This is a genomic window from Mesorhizobium sp. B2-6-2 (genome assembly GCF_006440615.1).
Classification (GTDB): Bacteria; Pseudomonadota; Alphaproteobacteria; order Rhizobiales; family Rhizobiaceae; genus Mesorhizobium.
The window spans coordinates 76,104-96,766 of the sequence record NZ_VFUG01000018.1 but is presented as its reverse complement, the minus strand read 5'-3'; the positions used below and the strand labels follow the sequence as shown (position 1 = coordinate 96,766).

Annotated in this window: 20 protein-coding genes and 1 pseudogene; 7 read left to right on the top strand and 14 right to left on the bottom strand. The window is 65.0% G+C overall.

Annotated features, from left to right (window positions below):
• Both FJ419_RS25495 and FJ419_RS25490 read left to right on the top strand, forming a co-directional pair.
• Positions 1-175 (top strand): annotated as a pseudogene (locus tag FJ419_RS25495) (IS4 family transposase); the annotation flags it as partial.
• Positions 176-453: 278 nt separating this feature from the next.
• Positions 454-1,176 (top strand): SDR family oxidoreductase, encoded by a 723-nt coding sequence (locus FJ419_RS25490; protein ID WP_246679377.1) that lies wholly within the window; start codon positions 454-456, stop codon positions 1,174-1,176.
• Here FJ419_RS25490 and FJ419_RS25485 read toward each other — a convergent pair.
• Positions 1,127-2,077 carry a LysR family transcriptional regulator gene (locus tag FJ419_RS25485; protein WP_140699685.1) on the bottom strand — a complete coding sequence of 317 codons (951 nt, stop codon included), beginning with the start codon at positions 2,075-2,077 and terminating at the stop codon, positions 1,127-1,129. The two genes, FJ419_RS25490 and FJ419_RS25485, sit on opposite strands and share 50 nt — an antisense overlap.
• Before the next feature lie 13 nt (positions 2,078-2,090).
• Positions 2,091-2,993, bottom strand: a complete 903-nt coding sequence (locus tag FJ419_RS25480) for a S1C family serine protease (protein WP_095768364.1) — start codon at positions 2,991-2,993, stop codon at positions 2,091-2,093.
• 203 nt (positions 2,994-3,196) lie between these two features.
• Here FJ419_RS25480 and yghU point away from each other — a divergent pair, with 203 nt between their 5' ends.
• Complete coding sequence (gene yghU / locus FJ419_RS25475) at positions 3,197-4,066, top strand: glutathione-dependent disulfide-bond oxidoreductase (protein WP_140699682.1); 870 nt, start codon at positions 3,197-3,199, stop codon at positions 4,064-4,066.
• Positions 4,067-4,275: 209 nt separating this feature from the next.
• Here the strand turns inward: yghU and FJ419_RS25470 are convergent, their stop codons facing one another.
• A complete protein-coding gene (locus tag FJ419_RS25470; protein WP_140699679.1) occupies positions 4,276-4,821 on the bottom strand; it encodes a YbhB/YbcL family Raf kinase inhibitor-like protein in 546 nt (181 codons plus the stop codon).
• Between the two features lie 275 nt (positions 4,822-5,096).
• Positions 5,097-6,266: a PLP-dependent aminotransferase family protein gene (locus tag FJ419_RS25465; protein WP_181170807.1), complete on the bottom strand. Its 1,170-nt coding sequence runs from the start codon at positions 6,264-6,266 to the stop codon at positions 5,097-5,099.
• A 269-nt stretch (positions 6,267-6,535) separates the two neighbouring features.
• Between FJ419_RS25465 and FJ419_RS25460 the strand changes: the two genes are divergently transcribed.
• Positions 6,536-6,811 carry a hypothetical protein gene (locus FJ419_RS25460; protein WP_140543070.1) on the top strand — a complete coding sequence of 92 codons (276 nt, stop codon included), beginning with the start codon at positions 6,536-6,538 and terminating at the stop codon, positions 6,809-6,811.
• A gap of 173 nt (positions 6,812-6,984) precedes the next feature.
• Positions 6,985-7,725, top strand: a complete 741-nt coding sequence (locus tag FJ419_RS25455) for a sulfotransferase family protein (RefSeq protein WP_140699673.1) — start codon at positions 6,985-6,987, stop codon at positions 7,723-7,725.
• Between the two features lie 57 nt (positions 7,726-7,782).
• Here the strand turns inward: FJ419_RS25455 and FJ419_RS25450 are convergent, their stop codons facing one another.
• The 4 genes from FJ419_RS25450 to FJ419_RS25435 all read right to left on the bottom strand — a co-directional run bounded on the left by FJ419_RS25450 (position 7,783) and on the right by FJ419_RS25435 (position 10,448).
• A complete protein-coding gene (locus FJ419_RS25450) occupies positions 7,783-7,938 on the bottom strand; it encodes a DUF1127 domain-containing protein (RefSeq protein ID WP_095768360.1) in 156 nt (51 codons plus the stop codon).
• Between the two features lie 323 nt (positions 7,939-8,261).
• Positions 8,262-8,921, bottom strand: a complete 660-nt coding sequence (locus FJ419_RS25445) for an outer membrane protein (RefSeq protein WP_140699669.1) — start codon at positions 8,919-8,921, stop codon at positions 8,262-8,264.
• A gap of 344 nt (positions 8,922-9,265) precedes the next feature.
• Positions 9,266-9,721, bottom strand: a complete 456-nt coding sequence (locus tag FJ419_RS25440) for a GFA family protein (RefSeq protein ID WP_140699666.1) — start codon at positions 9,719-9,721, stop codon at positions 9,266-9,268.
• Positions 9,722-9,896: 175 nt separating this feature from the next.
• Positions 9,897-10,448, bottom strand: coding sequence for an isochorismatase family protein (locus FJ419_RS25435; RefSeq protein WP_140699663.1), 552 nt, complete (start codon positions 10,446-10,448; stop codon positions 9,897-9,899).
• Between the two features lie 141 nt (positions 10,449-10,589).
• Between FJ419_RS25435 and FJ419_RS25430 the strand changes: the two genes are divergently transcribed.
• Positions 10,590-11,117 carry a hypothetical protein gene (locus FJ419_RS25430; protein ID WP_246676530.1) on the top strand — a complete coding sequence of 176 codons (528 nt, stop codon included), beginning with the start codon at positions 10,590-10,592 and terminating at the stop codon, positions 11,115-11,117.
• Between the two features lie 12 nt (positions 11,118-11,129).
• Here the strand turns inward: FJ419_RS25430 and FJ419_RS25425 are convergent, their stop codons facing one another.
• Complete coding sequence (locus FJ419_RS25425; RefSeq protein ID WP_140699661.1) at positions 11,130-12,038, bottom strand: LysR family transcriptional regulator; 909 nt, start codon at positions 12,036-12,038, stop codon at positions 11,130-11,132.
• Positions 12,039-12,135: 97 nt separating this feature from the next.
• On the opposite strand from FJ419_RS25425, the gene FJ419_RS25420 reads away from it, so the two are divergent.
• On the top strand, positions 12,136-13,374 hold the full coding sequence (locus FJ419_RS25420; protein ID WP_140699658.1) for an MFS transporter: 1,239 nt from the start codon (positions 12,136-12,138) through the stop codon (positions 13,372-13,374).
• A gap of 35 nt (positions 13,375-13,409) precedes the next feature.
• Here FJ419_RS25420 and FJ419_RS25415 read toward each other — a convergent pair whose 3' ends face one another.
• From FJ419_RS25415 to FJ419_RS25395, 5 genes are all read right to left on the bottom strand, one after another.
• Positions 13,410-15,407: an amidase gene (locus FJ419_RS25415; RefSeq protein ID WP_140699655.1), complete on the bottom strand. Its 1,998-nt coding sequence runs from the start codon at positions 15,405-15,407 to the stop codon at positions 13,410-13,412.
• Between the two features lie 225 nt (positions 15,408-15,632).
• On the bottom strand, positions 15,633-16,310 hold the full coding sequence (locus tag FJ419_RS25410; RefSeq protein ID WP_140699652.1) for a hypothetical protein: 678 nt from the start codon (positions 16,308-16,310) through the stop codon (positions 15,633-15,635).
• Positions 16,311-16,482: 172 nt separating this feature from the next.
• Entirely contained in the window at positions 16,483-18,735 is a 2,253-nt protein-coding gene (locus FJ419_RS25405) for a molybdopterin cofactor-binding domain-containing protein (protein WP_140699650.1), read from the bottom strand.
• Complete coding sequence (locus FJ419_RS25400) at positions 18,732-19,238, bottom strand: (2Fe-2S)-binding protein (RefSeq protein ID WP_140546222.1); 507 nt, start codon at positions 19,236-19,238, stop codon at positions 18,732-18,734. The genes FJ419_RS25405 and FJ419_RS25400 overlap by 4 nt, the downstream gene beginning before the upstream one ends.
• Positions 19,238-20,611, bottom strand: coding sequence for a cytochrome c (locus FJ419_RS25395; protein ID WP_246679364.1), 1,374 nt, complete (start codon positions 20,609-20,611; stop codon positions 19,238-19,240). The genes FJ419_RS25400 and FJ419_RS25395 overlap by 1 nt, the downstream gene beginning before the upstream one ends.
• Positions 20,612-20,663: the final 52 nt, after the last annotated feature.

The following is a 20,663-nucleotide window of genomic DNA, read 5'->3' as shown; positions in this document are numbered from 1 at the left end:
CGCATCGCCGCCCGCGCCTGCCGCATCGCCATGCCCATCCTGCGCTTCACCGATCTGGTCACCCAATGCCTCTTCGAACGCCGAAGAATCGAGGCCATCAACAAGCCCTCCGGTCAATCCGAGCCGCCGAATGGACCGGACCTCCCCAAACCAGTTGGGCTTCGCCTATGAATAACTTTCCCCGGACACCCCTGCCTCGTGGGGGAGATGGCCGGCAGGCCAGAGGGGGGCGCTGTCCCGCCGACCGACAATGACGTTCGTTCTATCCGATCCAGATGAAACTGAAAGGTCGCATTCCTTCGCGCCCCCCTCTGCCCTGCCGGGCATCTCCCCCACAAGGGGGGAGATCGGCTGAACGCCATCGGGCTCTCCGATACCACTATCGGTTTCTTCCGTTTCCGTTCCACGCCGTGCTTTGCCACATCAGTGTCCATGCAAAGGAAAGGCACGGACATGGAGAAGCAAAAAATCCTGATCGTCGGCGGCAGCTCGGGCATGGGGCTGGCGCTCGCCAGGCGCTGCCTCGAGGAAGACGCGCACGTCATCATCGCCGGGCGAGGCGAAGCGAAGCTGAGCGCAGCGCAGGAAAACCTCGGCCGCCGGGACACGCTCGAAACGGCGGTGGTTGACATTGGCCGCGAGGATGAGGTCGCCGCACTGTTTCAGCGCATCGGCAGGCTCGACCATATCGTCAGCACGGCGGCCGACATCGACGGCGCCTACCGGCTGTTGCCCGAGATCGAGCTTTCAGCCGCGCAAACGGTGGTGGAAAGCAAGTTCTACGGGCCGCTTTTGCTCGCCAAGCACGGCGCGCCGAAGCTGCCGTCAGCCGGCTCGCTCACTTTCGTCTCGGGCATTGCCGCCCACCGGCCGGCGGCGCGCGGCGCGGTCGTCGCGGCCGTAAACGCCGCCTTGGAAGGGCTGGTGCGGGCTTTGGCCGTCGAACTGGCGCCGATCCGGGTCAACGCCGTCTCGCCCGGCTGGGTCGACACGCCGATCTGGGAGTTCGTCGCCGGCGACAAAAAGGACGACACGCTTGCGGCGATGGCGAAACGACTGCCGGTAGGCCGGGTCGGAAAGCCGGAGGACATCGCCGACGCAATCCGCTTCCTGATCGGCAATGGCTTTACGACGGGAGAGACGCTGCATGTCGAGGGCGGGCACCGCCTGGTGTGACCAAGGCGAAGCCCTCCCCTACGGCGGTGAGCAGCGCCTTAAGCGCCGGCGGCTGGACGCGGCGCCGGCGCCAGATCATCACCACGTCCGCCGAGCGGACCGGCCCAGGCCAGGCAAGCTCGGACACCTCGCCGCGATCGATCGCGGCGGCGACCGCGATCCGCGGAACGAGACCGAAGCCGGCGCCTGCCGCCACCAGCCCGGCAATGGCGTCGATGCTGCCGGCTTCGGCGGCGAGGCTGGGATTATCGAGGCCGGCCTCGGCGAATGCCCTATCGACCATAGCGCGGTAGACGCAGCCTGTCTCGGTGGCGACGAACTGCTTCTCGGCCAGGGCCGCCAGATCGACATCCGCCCGGTTGTCGCCGGGCGGCGCTATCAGCGCCAGCGGCTCAATCGCCACGACGCGCCTGGCAAGGCGGCGGTCCGTCTCACCAACATCGATCTCCGGGGGCCGCTCGAAGCAGAAAGCGACGTCGATCTCGCCGTCGCCCAGCCTGCGCAGCAACTCGCCGCTGCCGGCGATCCGGAGCTTGATGTCGATGCCGGGATGATCGGCGCGAAAACCAGCGAGCCATGGCGCCAGCCTTGCCGCGGCGATCGTCTCCAGCGCGCCGATCGACAGGCCGCCGGCCGCCTCGGCGCTGGTGGCATCAATCGCGGCGCGGGCCTCGTCGGCAAGCGCCAGCAGCTCCTCGGCATAAGGTTTCAGCGCCTCGCCGGCCGGCGTCAGGGTGAGCCCCTGTCGCGAGCGGGTGAAGAGGCTGGCGCCAAGCTCGGTTTCCAGCGCCTGGATCTGGTCGCTGACGCTCGACTGCGCGAGATTGACCTCCCGCGCTGCGCGCGTGACGTTGCGGGTACGCGCGACCGCGAGAAAGGTCTTCAGCAGCCTGGGATGCATCGGCGCTCCAAGCCTACTGCAGCTGCGGCTTCTTCAGGAAGGAATTGCGGTCGGCGGATTTGACGCGCAGCCAGGTCTCGCGGCCGTCGCGCACGACGCGCAGCGGAATTTCCGCACCGGCCGGGTTCTGCCAGAGTTTTCTGTAGAAATCGGCCAGACCGTCGACTTCGCCGTCGCGCACATCGGAGATGATGTCGCCCTGGCGCAGGCCCGCCTGTGCGGCCGGGCCGCCTTCGGCGACGCTCATCACCACCACCATGCCGTTCGACTCGGCCGAGAAGGCGCCGAGCCACGGACGCGGCGCCTTCGCCGCCTGGCCGCGCTTGATCAGATCGTCGAGGATCGGCGTCAGAAGATCGATAGGCACGACCATGTTGATGTCGGCCACCTCGCCGGCGCGGCTCATCTGCAGGCGCAGCGAGCCGACGCCCAGCAGCTTGCCGGCGCGGTCGAACAGCGCGGCGCCGCCCCAGGACGGATGCGCGGGCGCCGTGAAGATCGCCTCGTCGATCAGATACTCCCAATAGCCGGCGAATTCCTGCTTGGTCACGATATGGGCGTCGACCTGCTGGCCGATGCCGTCGGCGAGCGTCACGGCATCGCCGATCTTGGCTTTCCTGGCATTGCCGAGCTGGACCGCAGGCAGGCCGAGCGGCGACAGCGCCTGCACGAGGCCGAAGCCGGTCTCCTGGTCGTAAGCCAGCGCATGCGCCGCCACCACACGGCCATCCTGGTCGGTCAGCCACACTTCCTCGGCCTCGGTGATCAGATAGCCGATGGTGAGCACCAGCCCATTGTCGCGGATCACCACGCCGCTGCCCTCGCGGCGCGTGCCCAGCGCATTGGCGGTGAAGGCGTCGTCCGGAACCGTGGCGCGCACGGCAACGACGGAGCGCGAAATTTTCTCGATGGTCATCGGTCCATCCTGCATTGCGGGTCTCAGCCTATAAGTATGGCCGAAGGAGCGCCGTGCAAGGGCGGATTTCCCCTCGCCCAAGCTGGCATAAGCGCTAGTTCAACGAAGATTGAACTTTTTTCTTTGACGCGCGCGGAACCGCACCTAAGTCTATCGGCATCCGTGGCAGATGCCCGCCCTTCACGAAACGCAAGGCCTTCAACATGAACCAATACGTCCCGCCGAAAGTCTGGACCTGGAACAAGCCGAATGGCGGTGAGTTCGCCTCGATAAACCGGCCGATCGCAGGCCCCACGCATGACAAGAAACTGCCGGTCGGCAAGCACCCTCTGCAGCTCTACTCGCTGGCCACGCCCAATGGCCAGAAAGTGACGATCATGCTGGAGGAGCTTCTGGCGCTCGGCCACAAGGGTGCGGAATACGATGCCTGGCTGATCAAGATCGGCGACGGCGACCAGTTCGGCTCGGGCTTCGTCGAGGTCAATCCGAATTCGAAGATCCCGGCGCTGATGGACCATAGCGAGCCGAAGCCGGTCCGCGTGTTCGAATCCGGCTCGATCCTGACCTATCTCGCCGAAAAGTTCGGCGCGTTCCTGCCGACCGAACGCGCGGCGCGCGCGGAAACCTTCTCATGGCTGTTCTGGCAGATGGGCTCGGCGCCTTATCTAGGCGGCGGCTTCGGCCATTTCTATGCCTATGCGCCCGAAAAGATCGAATACGCCATCGACCGCTTCGCCATGGAGACCAAGCGGCAGATGGACGTGCTCGACCGCCGGCTGGCGGAGAGCGAATATCTCGCAGGCCCCGACTACACGATCGCCGACATTGCGGTCTGGCCCTGGTATGGCGGGCTCGCCAAGGGCCGCAGCTACACCAACGCCGCGGAGTTCCTGTCGGTGCATGAATACAAGAACGTGCAGCGCTGGGCCGACGCGATCGACGCGCGGCCGGCGGTAAGCCGCGGCCGCATGGTCAACCGCGTTTCCGGCGATCCGGCCTTCCAGCTGCGCGAGCGCCACGACGCCAGCGACTTCGAAACTAGGACGCAGGATAAGCTGCAAGCGGCGGAGTGAACTGCTGATTTCCCCCCTCGTGGGGGAGATGGCCGGCAGGCCAGAGGGGGCGCGAAGGATCGCGGCCTCCGGTGTTTTGCATCGGCCGAGCACAGTCGGCGATCGGATTTAGCAGATTTTAGCTGGAAAGGTTGGCGGGACAGCGCCCCCCTCTGCCCTGCCGGGCATCTCCCCCACAAGGGGGGAGATTGGCTGTCGCCAGCGCCCCGCTACCTCCCAAAGGCATACGTCACGGTCGCCTGGCCGAGCGCAGAGCTCTTGGCGGCGACCGAGATCATCTCCGGCAAGGGGTTGGCCGGTATGCGCAATGTCTTTTCACCCAGCGCATAGAGCGTAAAGACATAGTGATGGTCGCCGCTGCCGGGCGGCGGGCACGGGCCGAAATAGCCGGCGCGGCCGACGCCGCCTTTGCCCTGTACAGAGCCCTTGGGCATGCGCTGGCCACTTTGCGCGCCGGCGCCTTCGCGCAGACCCTTGGCGCTCGCCGGGATGTTCCAGGCCAGCCAGTGCCAGAAGCCCTTGCCGCCATTGGCATCGGTGTCGAACATGGTCAGCGCGTAGCTTTTCGTTCCGGCCGGCGGGCCCTTCCAGGCAAGCGCGATCGAGACGCTCTGCCCGCCGCAGCCGGGCTTGTCGCCGAGATATTTCGCATCCCATTTGCCGTTCGATACCGACGGGCTGGAGATCTCGAAGGCCGCCGCCTGACCGGCGAAGGCGACAAGGGCAAGCATGGTGAAGCCGAGGCGCAAGGTCATCTGATCCTCCCTGAATGACGCAGCGTAGCCGAAAAGCGGCCCGAAAAAGGCTAGCTAGCGCGGCCTCCTGCCGGGACAATGAAAAAGCCCCGCCGGTGGAGGCCGTCGGGGCTTTCGTTCGGACCGTAGAGGTGGGACCCCACGGCCGGGTCGATCCAGGGGGTTGGATCGGTCGCGACACTAGCCGAGGAATCTGGCGCGCGGACAATCACGCCTGCGCACGACCAATCACGCCTGCGCGAGTGGACGGCCGGCTGCTGATCTCCTCTTGAGGGTCAGCCCCGCAGCAGCTTTGCCAGTCTCGGCACGCCTTCGTTCACCGCGCGGCCGTCGGCAAGCGTGAATGACATGCGCAGCGTGTTGCGGCCGGTGCCGTCGGCGTAGAAGGCGTTGCCCGGCACGAAGGCGACGCGCGCCTCCTTGATCGAGCGCGCCAGCAGTTCGGTGGCATCCGTGCCTTCCGGCAGCGTCAGCCAAACGAACATGCCGCCGTCCGGACGGCTCCAGGAAATGCCGGCGGGCATGTCGGCTTCCAGCGCGGAAAGCAGCGCATCGCGGCGCTTTCGGTAGGCGCCGATCAGCTTTTCCACCTGGGCGTCGAAGATGGTTTCGGCGACGCGGTGCATGACCATCTGGTTGATCGACGGGCTGTGCAGGTCGGACGCCTGCTTCATCAGCACCAGCTTCTCCACCACATGGCGCGGCGCGCAGACCCAGCCGACGCGCATGCCCGGCGACAGGATCTTCGAGAACGACCCGCAATAGAGCGTGCGTGCATGATCGATGCCGCCGGAGCGGGCGCAATCGAGCGCAAGGATCGGCGGTTCGCCCTCGCCGTCATAGCGCAGCGCGCGGTAGGCGGCATCCTCGATGACGGCGATGTCGAGCTCGCCTGCAAGGTCGAGCACCGCCTCGCGCTGCTTGGTATCCAGCGTATTGCCGGTCGGATTGGCGAAATCCGGCACCAGATAGGCGAACTTCACCTTGCCGCCATTGGCCGCCGCTGCAGCGCGATAAGCCTCGGGCGTCATGTTGCCGCCGGCGGTGTTCAGCCGGTCGTAGCGCGGCTCATAGGCGTTGAAAGCCTGCAGCGCGCCGAGATAGGTCGGCCATGTCACCAGCGCAGTGTCGCCGGGGGACAAAAAGAGCTTGCCGAGATAGTCGAGCGCCTGCTGCGAGCCGGAGGTGATGAAGATGTTGCCCTCGTCGCATCGAACGCCAAGCTTGCCCATATAGGCGGCCAGCCATTTGCGCAGCGGCAGGAAACCCTCGCTGACCTGGTACTGCAGCGCGGCGCCCGCCTCCTTGCCGCCCAGCACGGCCTGGTAGGCATCGCCGATGGCTTCGGCCGGAAACAGCGACGGGTCGGGAATGCCGCCGGCGAAGGAGATGATGTCGGGCTGGTCGAGCAGCTTCAACAGCTCGCGGATTTCCGAAGCCTTCATGCGCGAGGAACGCGAGGCCAGAAGATTCAACAGGGTCAAGGCGCACCTCCCGCGGAGCGTATTCTATTTAGGTCAACCTAGCTGACCTATTATCAGGCTTTTTCACCGAGTTGAATAGCCCAGGTTCGAAGCGCGCGCAGGCCAATAAGCACCATGCATTCACCGAAACGTGACCGCCAGGAAATATCAGCGACATCTAAATAAATCGCTGTTGATGATACTTATGACGTGCCCCAACTGTGGGGCTACAACGATGGGAGGTACAGGCCATGAAAACGAAGATCGCATTTCTAAGCCTATTGGCCGCGTCGGTCATCGCCGGCACGGCATTCGCCGGCATCCTCGACGAGCCGAAGATGATGGCTCCCTTCTTCACCGACAAGACGATGAAGACGATGAAGTCGGATGCCGATATGAAGAAGGCTTGGGCCAAGATGTCGAAGAAGCACCAAGCGGCGATGATGAAGGAATGCCAGGACGCGGCGATGAGCAAGCCGCATGCCGAATTCTGCGCCAAGCTGAACGCGCTGGCGGGCCACGCCTGACCGAGTTTCGACGCAGGATGGCGGATCCTGAGGTGGACCGCCATCCGCTGCCAGAATTCCGATGCATTTTGGCGACCGCGAATAGAAACCCGTTGCCTCGAAGCGCAAGCGGATGCAACCTCATTGGCGCGGACCGTCAAGAAGAAGAACATCGGTCCGGAACGGGAGGGGTAATGACTCTCGAGGTCATCGGGGCCGGCTTTGGCCGCACCGGCACGTGGTCGACTTTCGCCGCGCTGAACAGGCTCGGTTTTCCGAGCTACCACATGCAGGAAGTCATCATCAACAAGGCCAACAAGGGCCATCTCGACTTCTGGCGCAAGGTGGCGAACAGCCCGCCCGGTGCGCAGCAGGATTGGAACCGGGTCTTCGCCAATTATCGGGCGACCGTCGACAATCCGGGCTGCTGCGTGTGGCGCGAGCTGATGGCCGCCTATCCGGAAGCCAAGGTGCTTCTGACGCTGCATCCGCGCGGCGCCGAGGCCTGGTACGACAGCACCATCGACACGATCTACTTCACCGAGAATGTCTGGCAGTTCAGGGTGCTGGAATGGCTGACGCCGTTCGGCCGCAAGTTCGGCGACATGTCGCGCAAGCTGGTCTGGGGCCGAACGCTGAAGGGCGTGATGAACGACCGCGACAAAGCGGTGGCGCGCTATAATTCCTATATCGCCGAGGTGAAGGCGGCGGTGCCGCCTGAGAAGCTGCTTGTCTTCAAGGTCAGCGACGGCTGGGCGCCGCTCTGCGATTTCCTCGGCGTCGCGCTGCCCAACGAACCCTTCCCCAATCTCAATGATCGCGCCAGCATCAAGAAGATCATCAACGGGATGATCGTGGGATCTTATCTGATGCTTGCCGGCGTAGCGGTCCTGATCGCGCTGGCCATCGGCGCCCTGTGGTGGTGGCTGGCGTAGCGGCCACCCGGATCGGCCTGCCAGGGCCGCGGCGCTCCGGCTCCGGCGGCCGCGCGATTAGAACGGCAAACGGATCTCGTCAGGTTCGGTCCTGTCAGGCCAGCCGATGTCCTTCTGAATCTCCGTCGGCAGCTCGTTAAGCTCGCGCGCCGTGCGGCGGCGCTTGCTGGCCTGCGCGAAGGCGGCGCGGATTCGGTTGAGACTTTTGAACATGAAAAACCTCCTAAATCAGCGGCGGAAAACCGGTGCCGCCTCTTCCCGGCGCCGCTTTTGCGATGCGTCTGTAACCGGTGGATTGCGCGCGAACGGTGAAATGCTTCACGAAGCCGGAACGGCTTGAAACATATGCATGCAAACTAATTTAGGGGGTCGGCCATGTGGCGCTACTCAGGACGCGAGCCTGCATGGCTTGCAATGTCAAACGCTTACGCCCGTTGCCTTGCGCGTTGATTCGCATCCGTTGAACGGCCCGCGCTTTACTCAGTCAAGCGGAAGCCTGGCTTTCGAAAGCCGCCACGCGCTCTTCGGGAATCGCCCTAGAATTTGTAGTTGATCTTGCCGACGACGACGTTTTCCGTGTTCCGGTTATCGACGAAGAAGCCCGGCAGCTGGTCACTTTCGCCGGTTTTGGTGCCGAAGTCATAATAATTCCACTCGACGCCCGCGATCCAATGGTCGGTGAAAGCGTATTCGGCGCCGAGACCAGCAGTCCAGCCGACACGTGAGCCGCCGCCAAACGACTGCGGAAAAACGTCAACCTCGGCGATTTTATACTTGGTGAATGCGATGCCAGCGTCACCATAGATCAGGAAGCGGTCGAACGCGTATCCGAGACGTCCGCGCACCGAGGCCAGATAGTCCTGCTTGGTCTCACAGGTCGTACCAGGAGCTGTCGAACATTGGTTGTCGCCCTTCACGGTCGAGCCTGCAAGGTCGCCTTCAATGCCGATGACGTACTGGTCGATCTGGTAGTTGTAGCCGATCTGGCCGCCGAAAATACCGCCGGAGCCATTGGTGTTGAAAGGAACGAAACCGCCCGACCAGTGGCTGTCATTCCAGCCGCCGCCTATCTGGCCGCCGGCATAGAAGCCAGTCCATGAAAAAGGCATGGCCGCGACAGGCTGAACAAGGTCGGCCGCCAGCACCGGGGAAGAGGCTGCCAAAAATGCAACCGAGCAAAGCAGGGCCAGCTTCATGAGAGTCTCCGCACCGATCGACCACAAATCGGTACCACAATGCGGATTGCTCAGCGTATCAAAGCTTCGGCAAAGGCCTTTTTGAGCGGCGCGAGTTGTAATCCGGCAACAAATTAGACATCCCTGATTCAATCAGGTTTCGCCGCCATATACCGTTTTCGCGGAAGTTTCAGCGGGCGGCAAATGTGCCATGGTGAAGTCTGCGGTATGAGGCCGCCGTGGTCGACGCGGACGCCCAAGCACATCCCCAACAATGCGCCCCCAACGGCCGCGTCGACCATGACCGGAAACGCCAATGGCGACCGCGCCTTGGGTCGCCTTTTTTCGACCGGCCTCGCTTTTTTTCAGCCCTGGGAGCCGGCGTATTCGGCGACCAGCGGCTCATATTCCTCGAAGGCGGGCAACGTCGCGTAGCTGTGCACGGCCGATGTCGCCGCCCAGGGCAATTTCTCACTGGTCCAGGTTTCGATGAAGGGCGCGAACCAGGCATGGTCGTCGAGCATGGTCGGGCGCAGGTTGACGAACCAGTCGATCCCTTCCGGCCGCGTGAACATCCAGGTCATGCAGTAGCCGCAGAAATAATGTTTCGATGCGCCGTGCAGACCGCCGACCACCGGCTCGCCCTTTGTCACCTCGAAACCTTCCGAGGGGATCGCCGCGCTCAGCGAATAGGCGCTGGACGACATCGACTGGCAACCCGTGCAATGGCAGGCCATGGTGAGCAGCGGCTTTGCCGAAATTTTCAGGCGCACGCGGCCGCAGCGGCAGCCTCCTTCGGCGGGAAGAGTGAGGGTGGGCAAGATCGGCTCCTGGGGTTTGGGGGTTCTCCCTTCTCCCCCTGTGGGAGAAGGTGGATCGGCGCGTAGCGCCGAGACGGATGAGGGGTGTTCCAGCGGAGGGAGACGCTGGCATTCCCTGGAACACCCCTCATCCGGGCCCGCTTCGCGGCCACAAGGGGAGAAGGGGAAGGCGCGCTCAGCCTTCGATCAACTCCGCCGTCGTCGCCATCCGCACGCCCTGCCCCGCGAAAGCCTCGTTGTGGCGGACGATGATGTCGGGCGCCTTCTCCTCCAGTGAATCCAGCGTCGAGTGCGCGTCGGAGACCACGGTGACGCCGAGACCTTCGGCAAAGGCGCCCTTCACGGTGGCGGCGACGCAGAAATCGGTCTGGGCGCCGATAAGCACAACGTCCTTCGCGCCGTGTCCCGCCACCCATTCAACGAGTTCGGGATTCGAGAAGGCGTTGCCGACTGTCTTGCCGAAGGTCGGTTCGTCGTTGGCCTGACCGAGCAGCGGCCATACCGGCCAACCGGAAGCGCCCGGCGCCAGCGGATCGCCTTCCGGTCCGTCATGGCGGATGAACGCCACCTTGCGGCCGGAACGCCGTGCCCAGTCGATCAGCCGACGGGCACGCTCGGCGATCGTGTCGGCGTCATGGATCGGCGGATCGAACCGACCGTCGAACATGCCGGTCTGCAGGTCGATGACGATCAGCGGCGCGGCGGCGGAGGGGGCCGTGTCTGGCATGGCGCGAAGATAGCGTGGGTGGGGGATCGGTCAAGGACGAGGCAGGAGCCAGCAAGCAACAACTCGCGCGAACCATCTACAATTTTCAGTTGTATTCAGGATTAATCACAACTAAGATGTTCGAGAGATCGGGGGATGACAATGGATGAACAATACACCGTGTTCCTGATCGGAGGAGGCACGGGAGGTGACGAGCAGGCGGTGTTCACGCCGCACGATGTGGGAACCCGATGCAGGCTCACCTGCAGCTATCGCAATAAAGTCATCGCTGCTGAAGAAGACGACTATTTCGAAGCCCTATGCCAAATCCGCAATCAGCTCGAAGTGGAAGGACTACTACCCTTTTGTTATGGCGCGAGCGCCAATGTTTTCCCTGAAGGCACCGTGACAGAGATGAGTCGAGGATTGGTGGTTTGCAAAGTGAAAACGGGCGAGCGTCCCAAGAAGAGCGGCTTAGTCAATATTTTTGACGATGGCTATGATGTGATGCCCGTGTTCGTCTCCATGCAGCAGAAGTTTTGGGATTCGTGGCTCGCCTCTCTGCCCCGATCGCAAGACCCGGAGATAGCGAACTCGACGGACGGTGCAGCTCACTCCCTCTGGCAGGCTCTAACACTTCGCTTTGCCAAGATGTTGAAATCGCTTTTTCCACTGTCAGGGGGAAGATAAGGCGTCTGGCTTTTACGACATCAGCGGCATCGGCCCCTTCAGCGCCTCCGCCAGCGCGTTGCGGAACACCGCGATCGGACGCGCCAGCCTTCCCGCCGGCGGGCGGTGCAGCAGCCAGCAGCGCACCTGCGGCTTGAAGCCGGGGCAATCGACCACCTCGACCGCGTCGCGCCATTGGCTGCCCGACAGCGCGCCGGGCGTGACGACGCCGATGCCGTGGCCGCGCGCCACCAGCGACATTCTCAGATCCGCGCCCTGCGCCTCGACGCCGACATGGAAGGGCAGCCTTGCCGCCTCGAAGCGATGGCGGATGAAGGCGCGGAAGCCGCAGCCGGTTTCGTTCAGCACCCAGGGGTAGCGCGCGAGATCGTTGAGCTCGGCCGGCTTCTGCACGCCGAGGTTTGGCGCGGCCACCAGCAGCACCGCCTGCACGCCGAGATCGTCGCCGACGAGCTCCGGCGGCGGCTCCACACCCTCGGCGAGGCAGACCGCGACGGCATCGATCTCGCTGTGCAGCACCTGCTCCACCAGGCGCGGCGACAGGCTGGAGGTGATCTTCAGCGTCAGTTGCGGGAACGCCGCGCGAAGACTGTCGAGCGGCTCCGACAGCGCGCTGGTCGAGAGGTAAGGCATGATGCCGAGACGGAACTCGCCCCTCACCTCGCCGGCCGGCGAGACGCCCGCCTTCAGATCCTCCAGCGAGCGCAGCACCCGGCGGCCATGCTCATAGGCCTCGCGGCCCGAGGCGGTGGGTTTGAGCGGCTTCGACTGGCGGTCGAGCAAAGGCGTCGCCAGCCGCTCCTCGAGATTCTGCACCCGCCGCGTCACGCCGGGCTGGGTGAGGTTGAGCCTGGCCGAAGCGCCGACGATCGAGCCGGTCTCGACGACGGCGACAAAGGCTTCGAGGTCATGGATGTTCATGCGTATCTCGCATAATCATTATCATATCATTTCAATTGTAGCATTATGATCGGCGCGAATAAAGTCCTCGCGAAATATACAAACAGCGAGGCTACCCATGAACGGAACAGACAACGCCCGGATCGCGACGGCCGAGTTCGCCGATCCGTCGCCGCATGCCGGCGGCGGCACGATCACCCGATCCCAGACGCTGCTGTTCGCCGCTTCGGTCGGCATCATCGTCACCAATCTGTTCGCGCCGCAGACGCTGGTCGGGCTGATCGGCCCGTCGCTAGGCGCCGAGGTATCGGAAAGCGGCTTGGTCTCGATGGCCACGTTGCTCGGCTATGCGGCCGGGCTATTCTTCATGGTGCCGCTGTCCGATCTCATCGAGAACCGCGTGCTGGTGCTGCGCATGCTGTGCACGGCCGCGCTCGCGGCGGCGGTCGCGTCATTCGCGCCATCGGCCGCCTCGCTGCTTGCCGTGTTGTTCGTGCTTGGGGCGGCCTGTTCCTGCATCCAGGTGCTGGTGCCGGTCGCGGCCTCGATGGCGCCGCCGGGACAGGACGGGCGCGTCATCGGCGACGTGATGAGCGGGTTGATGATCGGCATCCTCTTGTCGCGTCCGATCGCCAGCCTTGTCGCCGACGCCTTCGGCTGGCGCGCCTTCTACGGCATCAGCGCCGCGGCACTGGCGCTGCTTGCCATCCTGCTCGGCTTGACATTGCCGAGGCGGAAGCCGCCGCTGGCGCATACGAGCTATGCGGGGCTCATCGCCTCGCTGGTCGGGCTTCTAGGCCAAGAGCCGGTGCTGCGCCGCCGCGCCTTCACGGCAAGCCTGGTGATGGCGGCTTTCAGCGTGTTCTGGACGGCGGTGGCGCTACGCCTCTCCGCCCCGCCTTTCGATCTTGGCCAGAAAGGCATTGCGCTGTTCGCATTTGTCGGCGCCGGCGGCGCGGCGGCGACGCCGATCTTCGGCCGCGCCGGCGACCGCGGCTTTACGCGCACCGCCACGATTCTGTGCCATCTCGTGCTGATTGCGGCGCTCGGCCTCGCCGCATGGGCCGGGGCGGCCAAAGCCGGGGCATGGCTGCCGCTCATCCTCATGGGCGTCAGCGCCGTGCTGCTCGATATCGGCGTCACCGGCGACCAGACGCTGGGCCGCCGCGCCGTCAACCTGCTGCAGCCAAAGGCACGGGGCCGCATCAACGGGCTGTTCGTCGGCATCTTCTTCATCGGCGGCGCAATCGGCTCGCTGCTTGCCGGCATCGCCTGGACCTGGGGCGGCTGGAACGCGGTGTGCGCGGTTGGAGCGCTGTTCGGGGTGGTGGCGCTGGTGGTGGATTGGACCGAGTAGCTCGATCTTCTCCTCCACGCTTGTGCGGGAGGAAGCTATCCAATCCCACCCGTCACCCTATACGCCCCGCTGACGCGCCCATCCGGCGACCTCACAATGGCCGTGACGATGGAGCCATAGGCGCCGCGCCAGACGCTGTGGAAGCCTTGATGGGTCGTGGCCGGCACGATCGCGCGACCGGTGAATTGGTTACCGCTGCCTTGCATGAAAACCGGCTCGCCGTTGACGTGGACTTTGACCACCGCCGTGTCGCTGACCTCCAGCGCGATCGCGATCTCATCGGTGTCGCCGGCGCGGGTCGTCTCAGCCGTGAGCGCCAGCGTGAGCGGGGGATCGCCAACACGACTTGCCGCTCGCCTGCCCTCGAACACATCGCCGGCCAGCGCCGGCGTGCGCGGCGGGGCGATGCGGCGCCTCGTGGCGCGCTCATAGCCGCCGGCGATCGTCAGCAATGCCACGTCGTCATAAGCCTTTCCGGCGAAGGTGAGGCCGACAGGCATGCCGATATCGGCCATGGCGCCCATCGGCACCGTCACCGTCGGGATGCCGAGATGGCGCCAGACCAGATTGCCGTTGGCGACCCAGGTGCCGTTGCGCCAGGCGAGCCGGGCGGAAGCCTCATCGACGTCGGCATCGGCCGGGCCGACATCGGCGACCGCCGGCAGCACCACGGCGTCGAGGCGGTTGGCGTCGAGCCAGTCCTCGAAGTCGGCGCGGCGCGTTGCCTCCAGGCCTTTCAGTCCTTTCTCAATGGTTGGGATATCTTCCAGTCGCGCCACGCCCCGCTTTGCCCGCTCGACATATTGCGCCAGATCGAAATCGGCATCGCCATAGCGATCGCGCAACGTGCCCGGCGGCTGCGGGAAGATCTTTGCGCCGTCGACCGAAGCGAGATCGGGGATCGCCGAATCGGCATTGGCGCGCAGGAAATCGTCCCAGGACCAGATGGACAGGTCCCAGATCTCGCGCTCGGCGAATTCCGGCGGCACAAGGCCGCGGTCGACCATCGACAGCGCGCCCGGACGGTCGCGTTCGTAATTGGAGACGACAGGGAAATCGACCTCGACCACCTCGGCGCCGAGTGCTTCAAGGTTGCGCGCCGCCTGCCCCCAGAGCTCAAGCACCGAGGCGCGGGTCTCGATCGGGCGCTCCGCGCCATCATCTTTGCCGATATACATTCTCGGCACGCCGAGGCGCTTTCCCTTGAGCGCGCCTTGCACGGCAAGCGCGGCATAGCTCGCCGGCCGCAGCGCCGAGGCTTTCGGGATTTGCACCCAGGGCTGCACGCGCCAGAAATCGCCGCGCGTCTCGGCATCGTCGGCAACGATGACGTCGAGCAGCTCCAGCATGTCCGGAATGGTCCGCGTGTGCGGCACGACCACATCCATGGTCGGCACCAAGGGCCAGTTGCCGCGCACCGAGATGACGCTGCGCGAGGGCGTGTAGGCGACCAGCGCGTTGTTGGAAGCGGGCGCCCGGCCGGACGACCAGGTTTCTTCGCCCAGCCCGAAAGCCGCGAAGCTGGCGGCGGTCGCCGTGCCCGAGCCGTTCGACGAGCCGGAGGCGAAGGCGGCGGTGAGGAAATCCTTGTTATATGGGCTTTCGGCGCGGCCGTAGACGCCGCGCTGCATGCCGCCATTGGCCATCGGCGGCATGTTGGTGAGGCCGATCAGCACCGCGCCGGCGGCGCGCAGCCGGGCAATGGTGAAGGCGTCTTCCGTAGCGACGAGATGCTCGAAGGCCGGCGAGCCGGCGGCCACCGTCAGCCCCTTGGCCTTGTAGCTGTCCTTGGCGGTGTAGGGGATGCCGTCGAGCAGCCCGAGCGTCTTGCCCTCGCGGCGGCGCCGGTCGGACGCTTCGGCCTCTTCGAACATCTTCGGGTTTAGGATCGGCACGGCGTTCAGCGCGATGCCATGGCGGTCGTAATGGGCGATGCGCCGCAGATACGCAGCGACAAGCTCGACGCTGGTGACTGTGCCATCTTCCAGCGCGCGGCGCAGATCGGCGATCGAGGCTTCGACGAGATGGAGCATGATGGCGAGCGAATTCCCTTACAGAAGCTGCGTTCCGTGACACCTCTGCCCTGCCGGGCATCTACCCCGCAAGGGGGAGATTGGGATGTCGCGACGGCTTTCGCCAATCGCTGACGCTGCAGAGAGGGCGCCGTCGCAGAAACTGCCAATCTTTCTCCTTGCGAGGGAGATTGGCTGGCAGGCCAGGCTGTCCAGCCGGCCTGTCAGGTAATCCAAGGGCGCTATTCATTTTTCCGGACGAATGCCCGCCTCTCGCCCTCGTGCTCTACGCTCAACCCACCAATCATTCTGCCAATCCTCATAGCCGAGAAGCGAGCCCTCCATCCGTTCGAGGGCTTCGTTCCAGCCGGTCTTGGCGGAGACTTTTGATGCCAGCACATATGCGTCTATTCGCCATTCCTCGTCGGGGAGTGCGAAGAAGGCGCGCCGCCATCTTTCGAACTTTGGGAAGCGAGCGCGCTCGGCGTCGGTGAAGGGCGTGTCGATTATGCGGCGCACCAACCGACCCGAGCGGACGAACGGGTCGAAACGGTCCAGCATTTCCGTCAACCACTCCACCGGATAGGCGTCTTGGAACACCGCCAGAGGCTTGCGACCTTCAAGCATCAGCGGCAGCTCGAAATTCGTGTGAACGAGATACGGTGTCTCGCGAATTGGATGCCAGGGCTCGATGCGATTGAGCCTCGGGTCAAGCTCGCGAGGTGGGATGCATATCGCGCCCAGCCTTTGAATATCTCCCGGGTCCAATTCCCATGAACCTGATAGCTGTGTGCTGCTGCAACCCAGAATCGCGCCTAGCTCTTTCAGGTCCAAGACGCAGATCCGAGCCTCAGCGACAGCCGAACCGGTCGCAGGATCGATCTCCTGCAGGACAAAATAAGTGGATTCGGCAGTGTCGCTCATGCGGCGACGATGGCTGCTCGGACTGTCCTTGTACAGGTCTTCTTCGGAGAGGCTGGCGGGACAGCGCCCCTCTGCCCTGCCCGTCCTTCGCTACAGCGAAGAGGGTGAACCGGGTATCTCCCCCGCAAGCGGGAAGATCGATGTCGCGATCGTTTCGCCAATCGCCGCCGCGTTAAACCCCCAGCACGCCCTTCACCCGCTCGCGCGTGTAGGGCAGATCGTAGATACGCTTGCCAGTCGCACTCCGGAACGCATTGGCGATGGCGCCTGCGGTCGGGCCCTGGGCGGCTTCGGCGACACCGAGATAGGGCGTGCCTGGATTGTCGACGACCTGCACCTCGATGCTGTCGGGCACCGCGCTGAAGCGCAGGATCGGATAGGTCGACCAGTCCGGACTCAAGATGCGCGTGCGGTCGAAATGCACCGCCTCGTAAAGCGTCCAGCTCATCGATTGCAATATGCCGCCCTCGGTCTGGTTGACGATCGAATCCGGGGCGACGGCCTCGCCGCAATCGACCGCCACGACAACGCGCGACACCTTGATCGCGCCGCTGTCGCTGTCGACATCGGCTTCGAGCGCGACGGCCAGATACGCGGCGTGGTTCTTGTACTTGGCGAAGGCGAAGCCTCGGCCCCGGCCTGCCGGCAGGCGATCCTTCGACCAGCCGAATCTTTGCGCCGCCACCTCGATCACCTTCCTGGCGCGCGGGTCCTTCAGGTGGCGCAGGCGGTATTCGACCGGATCGGCGTTCGCCGCCAGCGCCAGTTCGTCCATGAAGCTTTCGATAGAGAACACGTTGCAATAGGCCCCTAAGCCGCGCAGCGAGGAAACGCGCACCGGCATGTCGGCGATGAAATGCCAGTTCACGCGCTGGTTGGGCACGTCGTAGAGCGGGATGGCGTTGCGGTCGCCATTGCCGAGCGGCGATATCTGCAATTTCGCCGGATCCGGCGGGAAATGCCGGGCCATCAAGCGGCCGGCGATCAGCGATCCGGCCGAGCCCGGTCGCGTGCCATGGCTGTTGCTCCACAGGTCGTAGTGCCAGTTGACGATGTTGCCGTTCTGATCGAGCGTGGCCTCCGCCCTGGTCAGCATGGCCGGTCCGTAGGGTTCCCACAGATGCTCCTGGTCGCGCATCCACTGCACGCGCACCGGCTTGCCCGGCACTTTCTGCGCAATCAGCGCGGCGTCAGCCGCCGCGTCGTCGGCGCCGTTGTGGCCGTAGCAGCCGGAGCCTTCGGTATGAATGCAGCGCACCTTTTCCTCCGGCACGCCGAGCATCTGAGCAATCGCCTTGCGATCGGGATAGACGCCCTGCGTGTGCGTCCAGACCGTCGTCAGACCATTTTCGGCCATGGCCACCGCGCTCGACGGGCCGATCGACCCGTGCATCTGGTAGGCGCGGGTGAACTGCGCCTCGAGCGTCCGGGCGCCCGGCACGCTATCGGCGCCGACCGAGGTCACGACGCCGACCTCCGATACGGATTTTTCGAGGAAGGCCGGCAGATCGTACTGGTCAGGAAGCGCCGGCTGCTCCTGCCACTTGGCGACGCCGGCCATGGCGCGCATGGCCCTCACCGCCTGGAATTCCTGCTCGGCGACCACGGCCAGGAAATCGCCGTCGCGCACCACCGCGATGACACCGGGCATCGCCTTGACGGCGGCATCGGCGAAGTCGGTGAGCCTGGCGTTGTAGCTCGGCGGACGCACGACGCGGGCATGCACCATGCCGGGCGGCCGCATGTCCTGCACATAGGCTTCCCCGCCGGTGACCTTGGCCGGGATGTCCACCCGAGCAAAGGGCTTGCCAATCGCGTGGTAAGCAGTGGGCGGCTTGAGCTTGGTGTCGGCCGCCGCATCGACATGCAGGAAGTCGGCCGAGACCAGTTCGCCATAGCTGGCCTTGGCGCCGTTCGGGCCGACGATCGCGCCCGCCTGCGCCTTGAGCGCCTCGACCGGTGCGCCGAGCTTCTCGCTGGCCTTGGCGATCAGGATCTGGCGCACCTGCGCCGAGGCGTAGCGGATGGCGGTGCCTGAGTTCTGGATCGTCTGGCTGCCGGCTGTGTAGCCTTCGTTCGGTGTCAGCGCGGTGTCGGCGGTGACCAGCTTGATCGCGGCCGGCTCGACCTCCAGTTCCTCGGCCGCGATCTGGCGCAGCGACGTCTTGGTGCCCTGGCCAAGCTCGGCCTTGCCGGTGAAGACGGTGATCGAACCGTCGGCGTCGATGCGGATCCAGGCGTCGAGCGAGGGCGTATCGGCCAGGCTGCCGGGTCGTTTCGGCTTAGCCGCCTGGCCGCCGGGCGCGGTCGGCACCTCGCCCTCCTGCGCTTCGGCGGGGATCGCGAAGGAGACGACCAGCGCGCCGGCTCCGGCCAGGAAGCCGCGGCGGGTGACATCGGGAAGCGGGTTCGGTGCGTTCCTCATCCCCTCCCCGTGGCGGCGGCCGGCGCCATGTTGCCGGCGGACTTGCCCTGCATCAGGTCGCGGGCGCGAGCCACGGCCCGAAGGATGCGCATATGCGTGCCGCAGCGACAGAGGTTGGGCTCCAGCGCCTGCCTGATGTCGGCGTCGGCGGCATCGGGCTTTGCCTCGAGCAGCGCCTGCGCCCGCATCATCATGCCGGCAATGCAATAGCCGCATTGCGCCGCCTGTTGTTCGATGAACGCTTTTTGCATCGGGCCGGGATCGTCGATGGTGCCAAGGCCCTCGACCGTCTTGATCTCGCGCCCCTCGACCAGCATGGCCGGCGTCAGGCAGGAAAAGACCGCCTTGCCGTCGACCATCACCGTGCAGGCGCCGCACTGGCCGAGGCCGCAGCCGAACTTGGCGCCGTTGAGCTTCAGATCGTTGCGCAGCACATAGAGCAGCGGCGTTGCCGGATCGGCGTCGACGTCATGTGACGTGCCGTTGACGTTGAGCTTAACCATCAGTCCTTGGCTCCCACATTGTCCGGGCTGCGCTCGATGCCGTCCGAAGGCCGGACGCTGACCTGGTATTTGCCGCTCCTGGTGTCGGCGGTCTTCGCCTTCGTGTCCGACCATGCCGGCTTCTGTGCATAGGCCTCACGCAGATAGCCGAGCAGGTCCGCCACCTGATCGTCGGTCAGCGTCGCGGCGAAGCCGGGCATGATCGGGCTCTCCCGGCCGCTCGCCGCCGGCAGGCCAAAGAGCACGACGTTGATTGCATTTTGCGGATCGCGCGCGGCGATCGTGCTGGAGAGATGGAAATCGATGCCGCCGAAAGGCTGCGGGCGGCTGCCGTCATGGCAGGTGGCGCAGGCCGCCTGGTAGATCGCGCCGCCGCGGCTTGTCGGACTGCCGGTTGTGGCGCTGGCCGGTATCGGCGTGCCGCCCTGGTCGATCGAGAGCTTCTTGCGGATGTCTTCGGCTGCCGCCGCGCGCTCCGGCGTCGGCTCGCCCATACGCGAGCTCAGGTAAGTGGCGATGGCGCTGGTATCGGAATCGGACAGACGACCGAGATTGCCGGTGACCTCGGCCATCGGTCCGTTGGCCACGCCGTGATCGGCATGCCAGCCCTGGCGCAGATAAGCAAAGAGGCTGTCATGCGTCCACGGGATCGGGGCCGAGGACGATGCGTCGAGCGCGAAGGCGTCCCAGCCCTCCGCTTCGCCGCCTGCCAGATGCGCGCCTTTCCGCTCGGCACCCAGGGCATTGCGCGGCGTATGGCAGGCGCCGCAATGGCCAAGCCCTTCGACGAGATAGGCGCCGCGGTTCCATTCGGCGCTCTGCGCGGCATCCTCGCGATAGGCGCCCTTGTCGAAGAAGAGCAGCTTCCAGCCCGCCAGCACGAAACGCAGGTTGAGCGGGAACGGCAGCTCATTGGCGGGAGGCCGGTTCTCCACGGCATGCCGCGTCATCAGATAGGCGTAGAGCGCCTTGTTGTCCTCGTCGAAGACCAGAGTGAAATGGTCGAACGGGAAGGCAGGATAAAGGTGATCGCCGTCGCGCTCGACGCCTTCCCGCATCGCCCGGCTGAAGGCAGCTTCCGACCAGCGGCCGATACCGGTCTTGGTGTCCGGCGTGATGTTGGTGGAATAGATGGTGCCGAATGGCGTCGGCACCGCCAGCCCGCCGGCAAAGGACTTTCCGCCGGGCTTGGTATGGCAGGCCGTGCAGTTGCCGACCGAAGCGAGCACCGCCCCCTTCTCGATCAGCGCCTGATCGAAGGCGGCGCGCTGCGGCGGTTCGATCGGGTCGATCGCCGGCTTCCAGGCATAGGCGGTAAAGCCCGCCAGGCAGACGACAAGAAGAATGAGAACGCCGATCCAGAAGCGTTTCAAGGAAGGGCTCCTTGCGCAGGGCGCCGCAGCAGCCCGGGACATCCAGCCGGCT